16 protein-coding genes are annotated in these 16,792 nt (G+C 60.5%); 11 read left to right on the top strand and 5 right to left on the bottom strand.

The features are described 5' to 3' along the window. Positions 1 to 61 precede the first annotated feature (61 nt). The 5 genes from GSQ81_RS15260 to GSQ81_RS15240 all read right to left on the bottom strand — a co-directional run bounded on the left by GSQ81_RS15260 (position 62) and on the right by GSQ81_RS15240 (position 4,904). The gene (locus tag GSQ81_RS15260; protein ID WP_158911534.1) at positions 62 to 259 is read right to left on the bottom strand and encodes a Thivi_2564 family membrane protein; all 198 of its coding nucleotides are present in this window, start codon (positions 257 to 259) and stop codon (positions 62 to 64) included. 386 nt (positions 260 to 645) lie between these two features. Then, positions 646 to 1,179 (bottom strand): DUF4126 family protein, encoded by a 534-nt coding sequence (locus GSQ81_RS15255; RefSeq protein WP_158911533.1) that lies wholly within the window; start codon positions 1,177 to 1,179, stop codon positions 646 to 648. Positions 1,180 to 1,324: 145 nt separating this feature from the next. Further along, positions 1,325 to 2,590 carry a serine hydroxymethyltransferase gene (glyA, locus tag GSQ81_RS15250; RefSeq protein WP_158911532.1) on the bottom strand — a complete coding sequence of 422 codons (1,266 nt, stop codon included), beginning with the start codon at positions 2,588 to 2,590 and terminating at the stop codon, positions 1,325 to 1,327. A gap of 159 nt (positions 2,591 to 2,749) precedes the next feature. Continuing rightward, the gene (locus GSQ81_RS15245; protein WP_158911531.1) at positions 2,750 to 3,946 is read right to left on the bottom strand and encodes an alpha/beta hydrolase family protein; all 1,197 of its coding nucleotides are present in this window, start codon (positions 3,944 to 3,946) and stop codon (positions 2,750 to 2,752) included. A gap of 250 nt (positions 3,947 to 4,196) precedes the next feature. Next, entirely contained in the window at positions 4,197 to 4,904 is a 708-nt protein-coding gene (locus GSQ81_RS15240) for a hypothetical protein (RefSeq protein ID WP_158911530.1), read from the bottom strand. A 677-nt stretch (positions 4,905 to 5,581) separates the two neighbouring features. On the opposite strand from GSQ81_RS15240, the gene GSQ81_RS15235 reads away from it, so the two are divergent. From GSQ81_RS15235 to GSQ81_RS15185, 11 genes are all read left to right on the top strand, one after another. Beyond that, positions 5,582 to 6,073 (top strand): sigma factor-like helix-turn-helix DNA-binding protein, encoded by a 492-nt coding sequence (locus GSQ81_RS15235; RefSeq protein ID WP_158911529.1) that lies wholly within the window; start codon positions 5,582 to 5,584, stop codon positions 6,071 to 6,073. 133 nt (positions 6,074 to 6,206) lie between these two features. Continuing rightward, complete coding sequence (locus GSQ81_RS15230; protein ID WP_158911528.1) at positions 6,207 to 6,401, top strand: hypothetical protein; 195 nt, start codon at positions 6,207 to 6,209, stop codon at positions 6,399 to 6,401. Positions 6,402 to 6,474: 73 nt separating this feature from the next. After that, complete coding sequence (locus tag GSQ81_RS15225; protein ID WP_254060225.1) at positions 6,475 to 7,050, top strand: hypothetical protein; 576 nt, start codon at positions 6,475 to 6,477, stop codon at positions 7,048 to 7,050. A gap of 280 nt (positions 7,051 to 7,330) precedes the next feature. Next, complete coding sequence (locus GSQ81_RS15220; protein WP_158911527.1) at positions 7,331 to 7,717, top strand: hypothetical protein; 387 nt, start codon at positions 7,331 to 7,333, stop codon at positions 7,715 to 7,717. Between the two features lie 55 nt (positions 7,718 to 7,772). Then, on the top strand, positions 7,773 to 8,189 hold the full coding sequence (locus GSQ81_RS15215; RefSeq protein WP_254060224.1) for a hypothetical protein: 417 nt from the start codon (positions 7,773 to 7,775) through the stop codon (positions 8,187 to 8,189). A 222-nt stretch (positions 8,190 to 8,411) separates the two neighbouring features. Then, positions 8,412 to 9,383, top strand: coding sequence for a hypothetical protein (locus GSQ81_RS15210; RefSeq protein WP_158911525.1), 972 nt, complete (start codon positions 8,412 to 8,414; stop codon positions 9,381 to 9,383). 75 nt (positions 9,384 to 9,458) lie between these two features. Next, the gene (locus GSQ81_RS15205) at positions 9,459 to 10,082 is read left to right on the top strand and encodes a hypothetical protein (protein ID WP_158911524.1); all 624 of its coding nucleotides are present in this window, start codon (positions 9,459 to 9,461) and stop codon (positions 10,080 to 10,082) included. A 4-nt stretch (positions 10,083 to 10,086) separates the two neighbouring features. Continuing rightward, positions 10,087 to 10,518, top strand: coding sequence for a hypothetical protein (locus tag GSQ81_RS15200; protein ID WP_158911523.1), 432 nt, complete (start codon positions 10,087 to 10,089; stop codon positions 10,516 to 10,518). 39 nt (positions 10,519 to 10,557) lie between these two features. Beyond that, a complete protein-coding gene (locus tag GSQ81_RS15195) occupies positions 10,558 to 11,052 on the top strand; it encodes a hypothetical protein (protein WP_158911522.1) in 495 nt (164 codons plus the stop codon). Beyond that, on the top strand, positions 11,049 to 12,014 hold the full coding sequence (locus GSQ81_RS15190; RefSeq protein WP_254060223.1) for a hypothetical protein: 966 nt from the start codon (positions 11,049 to 11,051) through the stop codon (positions 12,012 to 12,014). Before GSQ81_RS15195 ends, GSQ81_RS15190 begins: the two co-directional genes overlap by 4 nt. A gap of 198 nt (positions 12,015 to 12,212) precedes the next feature. After that, the gene (locus tag GSQ81_RS15185; protein ID WP_158911521.1) at positions 12,213 to 16,730 is read left to right on the top strand and encodes an SGNH/GDSL hydrolase family protein; all 4,518 of its coding nucleotides are present in this window, start codon (positions 12,213 to 12,215) and stop codon (positions 16,728 to 16,730) included. The last annotated feature ends 62 nt before the right edge of the window (positions 16,731 to 16,792 follow it).

Here is a 16,792-nt window from a genome sequence, read left to right as displayed (position 1 = left end):
AGAGGAAGACAAGGAAAGGGCTGAAGGCCCGATCGATTCGCTTCGAATCGGTCGATACACCCTACCGCAGCATATGCCCATGCCCAACCGGCCCCAGCAGACCGAACGACTGCAGCAGCCAGATAATCACGGCGATGATCACCACCACGCGGATGATCTGCTTGATCGTCCCGTCCATAGGAATCAGCCCGATCAGATACAACAGCAGGCCAACCACAATAAGCGTCACAATAATGCTGAGAAGAGCAGGCGTAAGCATAGGGCGTCGTCCTCTTTCGAAATACCTTCCTCGATCTGAGATGCCGGAAACCCGTCCGCCGCCGTGCCGGAGACCGCACGAAACGCAAGACCCACAAAAATTCTGCCCCAATATCTCCTGCCACCACTCCAAAAACCCACGTCATCCAAAGACGGGTCCAAAGGCGGGTGCCCCATGTCCCGCTTTTGGGACATGGGTTTTCCCATCACCCACCCCAAAATACACGGCATCTCGACCGGAACGCAGGCGGGGTGCAGGCGCAGTGGAGAGGCCCCTGTATTTCGCCCTTGCCCTTGCGTTGGTCCGCGTTGATCCGCGCCAATCGGTGGTCGTCTTATCTCTTCTCTCATCGGTGAAATCGGTGCAGATCGGCGTTACCCCTTCCTTCAGCCGGTCACAATCCCCAGCGCCATCACGGCGAACCCCACCGTCACCAGGTCCTCGGCCACCGCCACCGGCCAGTCCTTGCTGCCCGACCGCAGCACGATCTCCCGCCGGATCAGGTGCCCGCCGAACGCGCCCACCAGCGCCCCGCCCACACCGAGGATGACCCCCTCGAACTCCGACCCATTCAGGCTGGCCGCGACAATGCCGCCCACCAGCCCACCAAACAAAATCCTCGCCAGCAGCGGCCCGGTAGAGGTCCGGTCAGGAGTCCGCGGCAGCTTGTCTCCTACCAGCTCGCCCAGCGCCAGCACGGTGAAGATGACCGCCGTAACCAGCTTCGCGACCCAGAACGCCCATGTCCCATCCACCGGCACATATCCGGCGTACGCAAACCAGCAGATCACCGCCATCGGGGTAAACGTCCGCATCCCGGTCGCCGCCCCAAGCAGGGGGATTGCCACGATCCAAGCCATCACCGCCATCGCCATCGCTGTCCCCTCGCCGCGCCGACTCTTGCGAGACCAAGAGTACAACGTTCTCCGTCCCAAAAGGGAACGAAAACTTGAGCGTGCCTTAAAAATGACACGGTTGCAATGACGTATCTTCCATGCAAAAAGCCGCGCGACGGACACTTTTCAGCATGTCTTTCACGCGGCCCTGAATAAAGGATTGCGGTCTTTAAGACTTGTGCAACCAGCTATAAAGCGGGAACTTGTTGGCCAGTTCGCCCACCTGCCCGCGAATCTTCGCCAGCTTCGTCTCGTCCGCGCGATGCTCCAGCGCCTCGGCGATCCAACCGGCGATCACGCGCATCTCCGCCTCTTTCATGCCTCGCGTCGTCAACGCCGGTGTGCCGATGCGGATGCCGCTCGGCTTCATCGGCGGATTCGTATCGTAAGGAATCGCGTTCTTGTTCACGGTGATTCCCGCCGCGCCCAGCGCATTCTCCGCCTCCGAGCCCAGAATCCCCTTCTGGAAGACATCGACCAGCATCAGGTGCGTGTCCGTGCCGCCGGAGATGATCCGGTAGCCCTCGCCCGCCAAAGCCTCAGCCAGAACCTTCGCATTCGCCACCACCTGCTTGGCATAGACGGCAAACTCAGGCTGCAGCGCTTCCTTGAAGGCCACCGCCTTGGCCGCAACGATGTGCATCAGCGGGCCACCCTGCTGCCCCGGAAACACGCTGCGGTCCACATTCGCCGCAAACTCCTGGCGGCACAGAATCATACCGGCGCGAGGCCCGCGCAAAGTCTTGTGGGTGGTCGTCGTAACGATATGCGCATGAGGCACCGGCGAAGGATGAACGCCGCCTGCCACAAGACCGGCAAAGTGGGCCATGTCCACCACAAAGAAGGCTCCCACCTTGTCCGCGATGGCACGCATCCGTGCAAAATCAAACTGCCGCGGATAGGCGCTGCCTCCGCCGATAATCATCTTCGGCTTCTCGCGCAACGCCGTCGCCTCAAGCTCGTCGTAGTCGATGGTCTCGGTGTCCTTGCGAACCTGGTAGCCGACCACGCGATAGAGCTTGCCCGAAAAATTCAGCTTGTGGCCATGCGTCAGGTGTCCGCCATGGGCAAGGTCCAGCCCAAGAATGCAATCGCCCGGCGTCAGGATCGACATATACGCGGCAGCGTTCGCCTGCGAGCCGGAGTGCGGCTGCACGTTCACATGCTCCGCGCCAAACAATTGCTTGGCCCGGTCGCGCGCAATGGTTTCGACCACATCGGCGTACTCGCAACCGCCGTAGTACCGCTTGCCGGGATACCCCTCGGCATATTTGTTCGTGAAAACCGTCCCTGCGGCCTCCAGCACCGCGCGGCTGACAAAATTCTCCGAAGCGATCATCTCCAGCCCTTCATGCTGGCGGACGACCTCGTGCTCGATCTGCGCGGAGATATCGGGGTCCGCGGCGGCAAGGTTTGCGTTCAAATCAATGGGCATGCCTCTATTTTATGTCACGGTGCGAAGCGCCCCAAAAGCACGTCATCTCGACCGAAGCGAAGCCCAGTGGAGAGACCCCTGTATTTCGCTTTTATCCGCGCATCTCCGCGTCAATCCGCGGTCAGTCTTTTAAATCGGTGTCATCGGTGCAGATCGGTGTTAAGCCTTTCGCCCCTGCTCGCGCAGCCGCTTGAACGCACCATACACAAACGACCCCAGATACCAGCCATCGATGTACTTATAAGGCGTCTCGCCGGTCGTATAGTGCCCGCACGGCAGCACCTTCGAGACGTAATCAATGCCAAAGCGGTCGAAGTTCGCCAGCACATCCAGCGAAAACTCGCGCAGAAACGTCAGGTCATACGTCGCATGGACCACCAGCACCCGCTTCGGATGCGCCGCGAACCGCTCCATATAAGACATGGGGCTGATGCCGGTAAAAATCTGCCGCACCGTATCCTGTGTCAGCCCCGCCTGCTCGAACGCCTCACGAACATGCCGTGTGCTCTGCCCCGTCCACACCACATCGCCAAACCACGTCGAGGCATGATTGAACGCGCACACCTTCAACCGCGCATCGTGCGCCGCAGCGATAAACGCATAGCAACTGCCCAGGCTCGTTCCCAGCACGCCGAACTGCTCGTACCCCTGCGACTCCAGCCAGTCGAGGCAGCTCCGAATATCCACCACCGCCTGCCTGCAAGCCTCGGTCGTCCTTCCGATATTGGAGCTCACCGCATAGTCCGACCGCTCCAATTCAGCCGGCCGGCGAATATCGTGAAACGGCTTCGACAACCGCAGCGCCGAGATCCCAAAGCGATTGAAGAGCGTGCAAAGCGCGTTGTGGCTGAAGGCATCCGCATTCCATTGCGGCATCACGATGATGGCCTGCTTCGGCTTGCCCACCTGCTTCTCCGCATCCGCCGGATACCAGCGCGCATTCACCACATCGTTCTCCGGATAGCGCGTCCGCACCGCCGAGGTAAACCGGAGAAACTCTGCAGACTCCAGCTCCCCCGCAGCAGCCTGACGTTTCAGCTCCGCATCCTGCGCCAGCGTCTCCGGCCTTACATTCGTCGGAAAGAGCTGCGGATGCCGCGCTTCCAAACGAAAATCCGTCGGCGTCTCGTATCCAAAAAAATCGTCGGAGCGTTCGACGATGTCCTGATTGACCGCGATCATGCGATCCAGATCGCCCAACGCAGCACCGTCCGATGCAGCCGCGGCAGCCAGCGGGCTGAAGTCCGCGAGCCAGTCAAACCCCCACTCCAACGGCCTCACAATTCGGTTCGTATCGCGAGTGGTAAGCGCATACTCCCAGTCATACATCCACTTCGCATAAAGACTTTGCCGCATCTCTCAAGTTTAGCAATCGGCTTCCTTTGTTTGTGGCGTAGCTTCCTTTGCTTGTCATTCCCGAAGGGAATCTGCGTTTTGCTCGAATTACCAAAACTGAGCCTGGAGGAGAGCCGGGTGCCCCATGTCCCGCTTTTGGGACATGGGGCACCCCAAACCTACGTCATCGACCGAAGGCCCACCACAACCACACGTCATCTCGACCGGAGCGCAGCGAAGTGGAGAGACCGGTATTTCGCCTTTTACCCCCTCAAAGCTCCGAGAACACCAAACAAACCCGCCCCACAAGATAGTCCGCAGGCGACTCATGCGAAGCCAGCGGAATCAACTGCACTGAAAACTCACGCGAATAGGGCCGCAAAATCAAGTGCCCTTCGTCGAACTCCACATAGCGAAGCAGCAGCGCAGCGCCGCAGCGAACCGCATACAGCGTAGGCTGTTGTGCGCGATACGGCGCAAGCGAATTGTAGTGGCGGTCGAGCACCGCAATCGACCCCGGAGCCAGCAACGGCTGCATCGCCGCCGACTGCTGCGCATCCGCGCGAATGGCCAGAAAGCGCTGCCAGTGCGCATACTTGGTCGACGGACGAGCGCGGTTGTCGTGCAGCCGCGACGCCGAAACCTGCACCGTCTCGATGATGGCCGACTCCGCCACCCGCGCCTCATCCATGGCCACCGAACACGAGACCACCGGGACGATCTCAATCGGCTCCTGCGTCTGCGGCGCCGCGGCCGCGGCAATCTCCAGCGGAAGGATCTGGTCGATCGTAAGGTTCTGCGACGCCAGAACCCGGTCGAGGCCCTCCAGCGAGAGCGCCCGTTTGCGGTTGAGAAAATTAGAGATGTGCCCCTGCTGAAAACCGGCTTGTTGCGCCAGCCTGCTCCCGGTCAGCGGGCCGCGCTCGATGCGGCGCAGAAGTTCCGTGCGAAGAAGTTCGTGCAAGTCTTGGAAATTCATAGAACTAAGGCTCCTCAACGCAATGTCATATCTTTTAGCATGACGAAGATTAGGCGAAAATTTCGTTTTATGCAATAGAGTTTGATGCACAAAGCGCTGCTTATATGGGGTTTATCGCTTTGCAAAAGTTGAGGAAAATTGCTGTTGACAGATGTTTTGTCTAAAGCTATAACCTTGAAACTTTCCATTTGAAGGAACGTGGAGACCTGAGAGCGTCCAGTCGAACGGGCTGAAAACAGGGTGTCTGCATCTGGGCCCAAGGGTGGAGGATTGCGAGGGGTAATTTTTGATTTTTTCCAAGGTACATCACCACAGCGAGCAACGACAGACAAGCGTTTGAGCTGATCTGACGGGACCGCAGAGTCCCGCGGATACAGGGAGAACGTTTCACAGCAGCCTGAGCGAGCCCCTTCGACCGTTGAAAAACAGCGAGGCCCGCCAGGGGAGAAGTACGCCTTGAAAGGGAACGAGATGAATTACTTGCGCTTGGTTTTAAAGGTATGCGAAGGATGCGGGACGCTTTGGCTCCGCATGGAATCGACAGATGGCGTCTATTGCCGCCGATGTGCCGAGCACCTGGCCCACTTTCCGGCTCCCCGGGGAAGACATGCCGGTGGACGGAAGCCGCGATTGGCGCGGGCTTCGCGCTGCTCTGCAAACGCGAGCGGAGGTCAACGATGAGCGCAGCCCTGGTTCTGCCGATGGTGTGGGCTACGGCCCCAATGCAAAAGCCGGTGCGTCGGAAACCGGCCCCCGCTGCATCGCTCGATGCCTACCGCAAATATACGGAGGCGTTGTTGCGGCGCTACTCGCAGATGGCCATGGAGACGGGCAGGGTGCCGTCTTTGCTGGGCAGGGAGCTGTTTCGTGGCAAGGTAACGAACTATGTCGTGCACGGCTTCGACGACGTGGTGATCTTCGTTCACGACGTGGAACACTGCCTCGAAAAGCTGAACAGCGAAGAGTACCGGTTGATCGAACGAGTCGCCTTACAGGAGTACACGCTGGAGGAGACGGCTGCCTTGCTCGGCCTTCCCGTCTGGACGGTAAGCCGGCAATACGGCCATGCGCTCGACGAGGTGACAGAGATGTTTCTCGAGCGTGAAATGCTCGAGCGCCTGATTTGCTGTCAAGAGCCGAAAACCGTGGATATCTCGCTATACCACTGATTCAATGGAAGAAAATAATTGTCCTTAAACTGCAAAAGAGTTTTGGCGTAATTGCTATTCTTAAAAGGTAAGTAAGAACTGAATCGGGAGAGCGCCTTCGGGCTGCTCTCCCCTTTTGCTTTAAGGGGGATGAATGGAGAGAAAGCGCGTAAAGGGCCGATTCGTGGCGGAAGACAAGGGTGGAGTCGTCAGAAAAGAAGTCGCCGCACCAGAGGCGAATCCGCATCAAGCCTCGCAGCAAAATCCTGCAACACCAAGCCGGGCAAAATCGCTGGTTGGATTACTGCTCAACAAGTGGAAGCGGTCGCACAACACCACTGCGGAGTGAAGGCAGTCATAAGCAACAGTTTCGAGGAGGTGGCATGGAAGATGGATTGGCGGTTCATCGCAGAAGGGCTGGTATGGCTTGCAGAGCGGGGTTGGCGCAGAGTTCAACTGGAACGGCTGGAATGGAGCTGCGAGCCATGGCGGTCGAGTTTCCGGTAGTGCATGGGCATCCCAACCGTCTGCCGTTTGAAGGCGTGTTGACGCTGGTGGATGTGGCCAGCGACAAGGCCCCCAGCGGCGCACGCGGACATCGCGTCGTACTGACGCGGGCCGCGGCCGAAGCGGCGTTGCCGAGCCTGCTCGGAATGGCGGTGGACTACAAGGCCGGATGGGACGGCCACGATGCGCGGCAGAAGTGCGGCATCATCACCACCGCCGAAGTCGATGGCAAACGGTTGACGGTGTCGGGCTATCTGTTCGCGCGAGACTTTCCCGAGATGGAGTCGAAGATCCAGGGAGAGGGAGCCATGGGCATGAGTTACGAACTGGCCGACGCGCACGTAGCCGATATGCGCGCGCAGGTCTGGACCTTGACCAAGGCCACCTTTACCGGCGCGGCGATTCTATTGCGGGAGAAGGCCGCTTACCGAAGCACGAGCTTCCGGTTGAAGCGGCCAGCGATTGCGCGGCGAGCCGCATTGGTTCGTTAGCAAGGGGGCTGGATCCGGAGAGGCAACCACCTCTCCGGATTTGTGGCAATCGAAAAAGTAGCACCGCAAATACACGTCATCTCGACCAAAGGCGGGTACAAAAGCGGGTGCCCCATGTCCCGCTTTTGGGACATGGGTTTGTTCATCACGCCACCATCCAATACACGTCATCTCGACCGGAGCGAAGCGCAGTGGAGAGACCCCTGTATTTCGCTTTTGCCGTTCTTCAACCCAGGCAAAAAATATCGTCTTGAAGCTTTCAAAAAAAGAAGGAGACACAATGAGTTTTCTGAACGTGCTGGAAGAGGTTGGAAAAGATTTTGAGAAGGGTTTGAAGTGGGCCGTGGAGTACGCGGTTCCAGTCGAGAAGCTGGCGGCGCTCCTGTTTCCGCAGGCCGCCCCCGCGATCAACGCGGTCGCTGACGCCACCTCGTTGATTCAGGGCGCAGTGTTGCTGGTCGAACAGAAGTACGCTGCCAGCGGCGCGCAGAGCGGAACCGGGCCACAGAAGCTTGCCGAGGTCATGCTATTGGCTGGGTCTGCCGTAACGTCGCTGTTGCAGCAGGCCGGAATTCTTGCCGATAGCGGCTACATCGAAAGCCTGATCTCGGCAGTGGTCGGCATCTTGAAGGTGCAGGCCATGCCGACGGCCAAAGCTGCGGCCTAGAAGGCCAACACCACGAAACCACGAAGCACAAGAAAGAGTGAGGAAGAGCATGGAGATGGAATTGAAAGATGAGTTGGGAGTCACCGTCGAGCGGTTGGCCGCCGCGGCTGGCTTGCTGGAGCAGGCAGTTGAGCGGCTGGCGCAGCGCCAGAGCGACTCCGAAGAGTCGATCGGGCGCATCGGACACATCGTGGCCACCGTCGAAGCCCGGCGCGAAGCCGAGCTCGAAGAAAAGCTCGCCGCCGCCGAGGCCGAGATCGCCGAGCTTCGCGCCGCCGCTGCTTCTGTACCTTACACAGTTACAAATGGGAGGAAGACGCTACCGGTCGCGATGGCGAACCTTCTCGCCAAGCAGGGAGTCACCGTCGATTCGATGGAGGCAGGGGCCTTGGACGTCGCTCTGGTCAGCCTGAGCCTCGAGCAGCGCATCGCGGTCAAGGCCCAGTTGATGCGGGCGGGCCTGCTCGGTTAAAGCCTATTTCCTCTCAGGTGCAGCGTCCTTGGTCTGTGAGTTGCAGCCTCTTTGTTTGTCATTCCCGAAGGGAATCTGCGTTTTGCTCGAATCACCAAAACTACATCTGGAGGAAACGCTCTAACGCGAAAACTTTGCTCCGCAAATCCTGCGGATCGACATTCCCACAAAGAAGGGCGCGGCCACGGCTGCGCCTTTTCATTTTGAAAAGGAGATTTACGAATGAACGCCAAGTTTACTGAGATTCACGCAGCCGCCGATTACATAGGACCCGGTGCGATTGAAGTTCCAATGTATCAGTCCGAGATCACCGACCTGGTGCAACGGCGCGGCGTCTTCGGACGAAGAATCAAGCAGGTCCCCGCAACCGGGCATCCTTCGCGCTTCTTTGAAGAGATTGCGATTCCCTCGCCTACGGCTGCAACAGCGTTCGTCGACCCACGCAATATCATTGCCCCGCTGGTGAGCCCAACTCGCCTGGAGCGCAGTGTTCCGCTCAAGGCGTTGGTCGCGCAGATCAACTACAACCTATTCGATATCGAGCTTGGCCAGCAGCAGAGCCAGTTCGCCTATCTGCAGGCCAAAGACCTCGCCGATACCGTCGATGGCGTCTTGCGCACGCACGATGTCGCTCTATGGAACGGCAGCGACACCAGCCTCAGCACGCCGACGACCGCCCAGTACTTCGGCGCCGCTGGACAGATCGCCGCTGGCGGCAACACCGTCAACATCGGCACCACCCAGAGCATCGTCGATGGCTTCAAGTCGGCAATCGCGGAGATGGTCTCGAACAGCTCCTACGGTGTGCGACCCACGGCCATCTACGCCAACCCAGTGCTGCTCGACCTGATCGACCGCGAGATGAAGTCCGAGTTCAACGTCGTGCTTAACACGAAGGAGATCGCCGCTGGCCTCTCAGTCAAAACTCTCTCGACACAGGCTGGCGACATCCCGCTGATTCCCGAGTGGACGCTGAGCTACACCGGCACTCCCGGCTCGGGAACCGCGGTGCTGCCTGCCTATATCGTCACCGAAGACTTGATCGAGTATCACTGGCTCAGCGACCCCAACCCGCGCATCTTCCAGCTCGGCGTTCCCGGCTCGCTGGCTTCGCAGTACGTGGTGGTGAAGTTCGGCGGCCTCGTGGTCAAGGGCGCGAACTACGCGCACTATCAGGTGCTCGTCGACCGCTAGGAACTAACGCAGTACGCGACAACAGGGGCCGGCATATTTGTGCTGGTCCCTGTTGCTTTTTCAAAGGAGGTGCTTATGGGTTATTTGTTGCCGGCAGAGTACGTGCAATATGGCTTGACGGCGGAGACGACGGACGATTGGGTAACGATGGCCTCGGCACTGATGGAGTCCTACTGCCGCCGCCCCAGCCTGATGGTGACGCAGTATGTGGAGCGGATGCGGCTGACCGCCGGAGCGCAGACAGTGCGCCTGAGCTATCGTCCGTTGGCCGCTGCCGCAGGTGCGACTTCGGCGTTGGTGGGAGTTCAGGTACGCTACGGGCGTCCGCGGCGAGGAGAGCTGTCCGATCCCCATCGCGAGCAGATTGCCTGGGCCTTCGGCGTTCCGGGAAGCTGGAGCGCGCTCGACGTGAACAGCGTGGACGTAAACCAGGCGACTGCGGAGCTGACGTTTCCCATGAATTTTCTCGGGCTCAACTACAACGAGGTCGAGGTGACCTACACCTCGGGACTGACAGCCATTCCGGATGCTGTGAAGGTTGCGTGCGTGCAGATCGTGAAGAACGCGCAGGCAACTCCGGCCATGAATGTGAGGTCGAGCCGCATGGACACCATGCAGATGCAGTACTTCAGCGGATCGCTGATCGATCCCCAGGTGCAGGCGCTGCTACGGCCTTACCTCGCAGAGAGGCTGGGGTGACGCGATGGCCAATCTATTGATGGATTCAGGCGCGGCGGTGCGCACCGCCAATGTCTTGTTGCGCGGTGTCGGCGGTCGCACGGTGCTGCTGCGGATGCCTGCTACGGCGAGCGCAGACGATATCACCGAGCAGCTAGGGCTGGCCACACCGCAGTTTCAGGATGTGGAGTTAGCTCCCGTGGTGTTTCGTTCGGCGCGCGCAACGGTGGCGGAAGGCAAAGCGGCGAAGTGGGAGATGCTGGTCTCCGGAGACGCGGTCGAGGCGCTGGTGGGGTCGCTGGGCTACGGTGCGGCGGAGTCGTTGTTCGGCGCGGCGTTTGGCGTCCTGGTTGACGGCGTGCTGATGACGGTGGAGTCGACCACAGCCGCCGAGGTCAGAGGGTCGGCCTACCTCTACCGGCTGGTGCTGCGGACCCCGCTGGCACAAGCGGTCTAGCGGATCTGATGGAAATGTATCGAGAAAGGTTACAGATCAATGCAGAACGCGAAAGATACGTTTTATACGACGCTGCAGGCGAGGCTGGCGGCGGTGAATCCGGCGCGGACGATGGTGGTGCGAGGCGTGACGCGGCCAGCGGTGCTGGTCGAAGAGAACGAGCTGCCTTCTGACGCGGTGCCTGTCGATGCGTTTCGCCTGCGATGGGTGGGGCTGAAGACAGATTCGAATGGAGCGCTGCCGCTGGTGGCGATGAGTTGCGAGATTCGCTATGCGACCGACGGCAACGCGGGCAATGGCGGCATGGATCGCGGCCGATTGCTGGCTGCGATGGATGCGGAGCTGGCGGCAGCCGCGAGGATGTCTCCGCGCAGTACAGCAAAGATAAGCTATTCGACTGCGCCGCCTACGACTTTGGGAACCAATGTCTTCTGGGGAGATGTGTCGTTTGCCGCTGCCGTGGTGACGGACGAGCGGCTGGAGCGAGTCGCAACGGTAGAGATTTTTTACTACCAGGAAGCGGGTGAGCTGTGAGCGGATTAGTGGAGGCAGTGGCTCCGATAACGCGGAGGGTACGGGCTTATCTCGCGCCGGTAAATCGGACGACGGGAGTGCCTGCAGTGTTTGACGCCGCACAGATGGGGAGCTTTGCGCTCGATGCTGTTCCCGCGCCGTGGATCGATCTGGGGTGGTGCTCGGGCTTTGCGCGCAAGACGGCGACGAAGATAGAAGCCTTGCGGACAGGGGCTCCGGCAGTGGTGCAGACGCAGGTTCGGTCGGAGGTAGAAGCTACGGTCTCGCTTGAGTTCGAGAGCTGGGGCAAGTTGCAGATGGCACTGGCCACTGGCTCGCAACAGATGAACCTGCTGGCGACCGCAACAGGGGCCGCAGCGAATGGAAGCGGCGGCACGGCCGCGGCGGCACGGCCGCTGGCTGCTGGATCTACGGCCACTTCGTTGAATGTGGGAGCGGCGGCAGCAAATTTCAGCGTTGGAGATTTAGTCGTCGTAGACCTCGACTACACGGGCCAGGTTGGATTTGTAGGCAGCGGGATCAGCGGAGCGTATGTGGCTTCGGCTGCGACCGTGAACGGCGATGGGAACTATGTGCGGCGCGTTTCGTTGAACGTTGGCCGAGTGATTGACATTGCTGGCGGCGCCTTGCAGCTCGGCGCGGCGCTACTTGCAGGGGTTCCAGCGGCTGGAATGCAGGTGAGCAAGCTGGTGGGATTCGTGGACCGCGAGGGCGGCGGCTGGTTTCAGGAGTGGTCGGGATTGTTTGTGATGGAAGGCGAGCAGGGCGATCGCGTGATCTATCACTATCCGCGATTGCAGGCGATGCAGGGGGCTGCGGAGTCCGCCGAAGTTTTGGCGGGAACGCTGGAGCGGGTGCGGCTTGCAGGCGCGTTTCGCGCGTTGCCGGTGAAGGACGCGAACGACGGGGAGACGGTGGTCTGCTTCCGCAGCTATCTGCCTGCGGCGATGCGGTCGGTTTAGAAGGCAAAACTTAACCCCGATTCAAGAACTAAATACAGGGGTCTCTCCGCTGCCCCCTTCGGGCTTCGGTCGAGATGACGTGCATTGTGGCCGCACGGCTTTGGTTGTGATGACGTGCATTGTGCTGCTTCGGTTGTGCCGAGATGACATGCATTGTGGCGAGCGCTGGAGAACAGAGATTCGATGAGGAGGACAGGGATGGCTTGGAGAGTGAGAGCGTGGACGCTGGTGGGATTGCTGCTGGCGGTGACGACGGTAAGTGCGATGGCGCAGATTGTCACCACTACGGTTACAGATACAATTTACCGCGCGGATGGCACCACTGCGACCGGCACCGTGCTTGTAAACTGGCAGGCGTTTACGACCGCGCTGGGGCAGTCGGTGCCGAGCGGCAGCACCTCTGCTGCGATTGCGAGTGGTGGCACCATGACCATTGCGCTGGTTCCCAATGCCGGAGCTACGCCGATGGGAAGCTACTACACGGCGGTGTATCACCTTGATGACGGAACGGTGAGCCGCGAGTTCTGGGTGGTGCCTGCAAGCCAGACGGCGGTCGAGGTCAGTGCGATCAAGAACACCGTGCTGCCAACCTCGGTCGCGATGCAGACCGTGAGCAAGAGCTACGTCGATACGGCGATTGCGACGGCGGTGGCGGGGCATCCGCTCGACAGCAGCAATCCCTACGTCCTCAAGGCGGGGGATACGATGACGGGGCCGTTAAACCTTTCGGCAGATCCCGTGACGACGATGCAGGCTGCCGACAAGCAATATGTCGATACCAGCATCGCCGGAGTCGCAGGCGGCCTGGGGCAGAAGGTTTCGTTGTCGCCTGCGGGATCGCAGATTGTGACTCAACCTGGGGGCACGAACCTGGAGGTGAACAAGCTGAACGGTGAGATGTATGCAAGCCAGTATGTGACCGTGACGGGCAACAACGGCATCAGCAATGCGCTGGCCAGCCCCGATTGCGCAGGCGGCTGTGACATCAACGCGGACCCCAGTTATTCGCTCACGGAGAGCTATGTCCCCTCCACCTGGAACAGCAGCATCAACGGCGGGACGCATGTGGAGGACCGAAGGGCCGGCGAGAAGCGCGACAGCTATTTCAATCCGGTCAACATTCTGGGAAGTGGGCTGGACGCGGGAGTGGTGATGGAGGTCGATTCGACGAGGAGTGCGGCCAGCGTCTTTCAACGGTCGAAGGCGCAGGAGCCAAGCTCCTACGGGATGATCCTTACGCACAGGGGCCTCACCGGCGGACAGAACCTGTATCCGCAATCGATCGAGAACACGCCCTACTTCAAGAGTACCTACGGCGCGTTGTCCGTGCTGGGCTACTACAACACCATGGGACAGCATGGGCTCGTGCCGAAGAAGATCGAATGCTATGGCGTGGGCGACTGCCTGATCGGCTCGGAGTTCATCGTTGCGTCGGGCGGCTTTCGCGACGACGCGGACGAGGGAGCGCACCCGATGGACCTGCAGGTGCAGGAGGACTCGCGGGTCTTTCAGGGCACATGCAGCTCGGGATGCACGACCGGCTCGACGACCGTGATGCTGGCCGTGACCTCTGCACTAGGAACGCAGGGCGAGGGCCGCTACCTGATCGACAAGAACCCTGCCGACCTGATGGCGACCGGTTCCATCATCAGTGGAACGCCAACGGTGGCCGGTGTGCCCGGAGCCACGGTCACCTTCAGCGGCACGAGCTTTCCGGTGAGCGTCTTCTTCGAGACGGCGCAGACGATACCGTCGCAGGCGAGCAACATCGCACCGGGAACAGTGACGGTAGCGCTGGCGACGACCGGCGTAGTCACCGGCTTTGCAACCAACACGGCGGCAGCGCCCAGCCAGAGCGGTGTGGCCTGCGTCGTGGACCAGCCCAACGGCGCCAATCCGCAGAACTATGAGATGGCGAACTATACGGTGGTCGATGGAACGCACCTGCAGATGACGCTGCTGAAGGTGCATCGCGCCGGTGCGACGATTGCGATGGGCGGTCTGTGCGGCTACGGGCTGGAAGAGACGGTGGATACGGTCAACGGCATTCGACAGGTGTTCCCGGTGATCGGCTCTTACTCGCCGACCGGGCTTTACTACTACGGCTCATCTACGGCGATTGTAGGCATCAACGGGCAGACCGGCGGGTATCTCAATTTGAACGCGTCGATCGCTTCGATTGTGCGCAGCAGCAATGTGGTGACCGTCACGACGGCCGGATCTCTGCCGGTTGACGTGAATGGATTGACCTTGACCGTCTCCGGTGTGACCGATTCGAGCTACAACGGAAGCTATGCGGTGACTACAACCGCCGCGAATACGCTGACGTACGCGAACACTGGAGCGAACAGCACAAGCAGCGGCGGGACCGTGGGAATCCTGACAGGCGGATATGTCCTCTATCCCATGGCGGAGGTGCTGGGCGTATACGATGCGGCGACAAAGACTATCGATGGACAGCTAACGCTGGCTCCAAACACAGTGCCGTGGGCTGCAAGCGACCCGTTGGAAGAACCGCACTACTACCAGGAGAAGATAGCCGCCGATACCACCTACGTCACGCAGACGACACCGCGCGCGACGATCTCGCAGACCGCCGGAATCGAATTCGATTCGAGCGCGGGGCCGGGCCTGTCAGGATGGTTGATCAGGAACGCGGTGCCGGCTACGAACTACCTGGGCAACGGCGGAACGCATTCGATACCGTTGGCCGCCTATATCTCCAAGGGCATCTGGCAGACGACGCTGGATGCGCAGGCAGGCGAGAACAGCGTCTTCGCAATTCACTGCAACTCGCATGGCTGCGGCAAGTGGAACTCGGCCTATGATCTGTTCGAACTGGACAGCCTGACCAGTGTGGACAGGATCAACTTTCAACCGACGACCAGCGCGCTGACGATCAACCTGCGCGGAACGATCTACGGATTTACGCCGCAGTCGTTTACGGCAGGCACCATCAACGCGACCACGGTGAATGCGACGAAGTTGAACGGGGCGATCAGCGCGGCGCAGTTGCCGATCTTCGGCGGCTCCGGCAGCACTCACGCCGCAGGTGCGGTACCCGACCCCGGCGCAACCGCAGGCACGACGCGCTATCTGCGCGAAGACGGCACCTGGGCAACCGTAAGCGGGACCACCACAGGCGTGGCGGGGCAGCTCTCGACCAACCTGCTGGCGCGCTATGCGCTGACCGATGGCAGCGGCTCACCGCAGGACTCGAGCGGCAACGGCAACAATGCAACGCTGCCGGGCGGCACGCTGAATCCGGCATGGACGACACAGGGCATCACCTGCAATGGGTCGAGCCAGTACTTCAACTCTGCGGGGACACAGTCGGCAAAGACGTTTGTGTGGGTGTCCACCCAGACGCCGCAGACGACGGGAGCAGGACCGGTCGGACCGCAGTTCGTCACTCCATTCGGCGTCTCCGACAGGAGCGTATTTTTCGGCGGCAACGAGTGGTATGGAAACCAGCCGGCCGTTGTGGTCAATGGCGGACAGGCAGGATCGTTGAGCAACGGAACGCTGCTGGGAACGCATGTCTTCGCGCTTACGCTGGGAACGAACACAACGACGGACCCGACGCAGTTTTACATCGACGGCGCCGCGGTGAGTTCGGCCACGGCGATGGGTGCGGCGGCAGCAAAGGCAACCGGCGCCTACCAGGTATGCGGCACGCCAACCGGCGCGGCGACTTATTTTCCGGGGAGCTTCTATTACTTTGAAGCGTACTCGGACGAGAAGACGGCAGCGCAGGTAGCGCAGGAGTCGAACGCGGTGAAGCAGGCCGTACAGTCTCGCGGTGTAGCCTTCGCGCCGGTCCCGGACCAGACGACCAAGGACCTCTATCTGTCGATTGGAGATTCGCTGACCAACGGGCACGGCGTCACTCCATCGAGCAGCTTCCTTACGCCGACGGACTCCTTCGACGTGGTGAGCTACGGCCTGGGAGGCGCGCTCACTACCGATCTCGCCTATATGTTCGATGCCAGGGACGCGGCGCTGTACCGGCGCAATGCGGGAAGAAACGTGATCCGGCTGTGGGTGGGAACGAATGATTTCACGGTGAGCAGAACTCCGCAGCAGGCGCTCGAAGGCATACGGTCGTATTGCAGGAAGGCGAAGGCGGTCGGCTTCCAGACGATTGTCTCGGACATGATCAGCCGGACCGGCGAGGACAGCGACATGCTGGCGCTCGACGCGCTGATGACGACGCAGGATACGGGGTGCGATCTGGTGATCGATCTGGCCTCCGATGCGCGGCTCGGCGCAGTGGGTGCTTCTGCAAATGCCACTTACTTCCAGAACGATGACATTCATCTGACCCAGGCGGGACAGCAGAACATCGTCGCTCCGGCGGAGACGCGGGCCATCAATCTGCTGACTCACCTGAAGAGCTCGGAGATAAGTCCTACCGCAACTGCGGCGGCTTATACGATGGCGGACTACGACCTGTATCTTCCGGTGGGCCCGGCTGCAAATTCAGTCGCGGTGACGTTGCCCGATTGCGGCTACTTCACCGGGCTGACGCACTCGATCAAGAATGTGCAGGCGACGGGCGCGAACACGGTGACGGTCGCTCCCGCAGCGGGAGAGCTGGTCGATGGCTCTGCATCGCCGCTGACGATTGCGAACGGAGCAACGCTGGTGGTGCGCTCGGTGGTGCTGAACCGCACGACCGGCGGATGCAGTTGGCTGAAGGTGAGCAACAACTAATTGCTGGTTTGATGATGGCGCGGCTTCGTCCTGTGGGTTCAGGACGAAGCCGCATTTTTTAT

The sequence above is a fragment of the Granulicella sp. L56 genome (genome assembly GCF_009765835.1).
Classification (GTDB): domain Bacteria; phylum Acidobacteriota; class Terriglobia; order Terriglobales; family Acidobacteriaceae; genus Edaphobacter.
Note: the sequence above shows the minus strand (reverse complement) of the source record. Positions and strands in the feature narration are given on the sequence as shown.

Bases quoted from the DNA above. Each gene is read 5' to 3' on its own strand.
- GSQ81_RS15210 (WP_158911525.1), top strand. From the start codon at position 8,412: ATGAACGCCAAGTTTACTGAGATTCACGCAGCCGCCGATTACATAGGA.
- GSQ81_RS15195 (WP_158911522.1), top strand. From the start codon at position 10,558: ATGCAGAACGCGAAAGATACGTTTTATACGACGCTGCAGGCGAGGCTG.
- GSQ81_RS15225 (WP_254060225.1), top strand. From the start codon at position 6,475: ATGGCTTGCAGAGCGGGGTTGGCGCAGAGTTCAACTGGAACGGCTGGA.
- GSQ81_RS15260 (WP_158911534.1), bottom strand. From the start codon at position 259: ATGCTTACGCCTGCTCTTCTCAGCATTATTGTGACGCTTATTGTGGTT.
- glyA (WP_158911532.1), bottom strand. From the start codon at position 2,590: ATGCCCATTGATTTGAACGCAAACCTTGCCGCCGCGGACCCCGATATC.
- GSQ81_RS15220 (WP_158911527.1), top strand. From the start codon at position 7,331: ATGAGTTTTCTGAACGTGCTGGAAGAGGTTGGAAAAGATTTTGAGAAG.
- GSQ81_RS15235 (WP_158911529.1), top strand. From the start codon at position 5,582: ATGAGCGCAGCCCTGGTTCTGCCGATGGTGTGGGCTACGGCCCCAATG.
- GSQ81_RS15185 (WP_158911521.1), top strand. From the start codon at position 12,213: ATGGCTTGGAGAGTGAGAGCGTGGACGCTGGTGGGATTGCTGCTGGCG.
- GSQ81_RS15200 (WP_158911523.1), top strand. From the start codon at position 10,087: ATGGCCAATCTATTGATGGATTCAGGCGCGGCGGTGCGCACCGCCAAT.
- GSQ81_RS15205 (WP_158911524.1), top strand. From the start codon at position 9,459: ATGGGTTATTTGTTGCCGGCAGAGTACGTGCAATATGGCTTGACGGCG.
- GSQ81_RS15215 (WP_254060224.1), top strand. From the start codon at position 7,773: ATGGAATTGAAAGATGAGTTGGGAGTCACCGTCGAGCGGTTGGCCGCC.
- GSQ81_RS15230 (WP_158911528.1), top strand. From the start codon at position 6,207: ATGGAGAGAAAGCGCGTAAAGGGCCGATTCGTGGCGGAAGACAAGGGT.
- GSQ81_RS15245 (WP_158911531.1), bottom strand. From the start codon at position 3,946: ATGCGGCAAAGTCTTTATGCGAAGTGGATGTATGACTGGGAGTATGCG.
- GSQ81_RS15240 (WP_158911530.1), bottom strand. From the start codon at position 4,904: ATGAATTTCCAAGACTTGCACGAACTTCTTCGCACGGAACTTCTGCGC.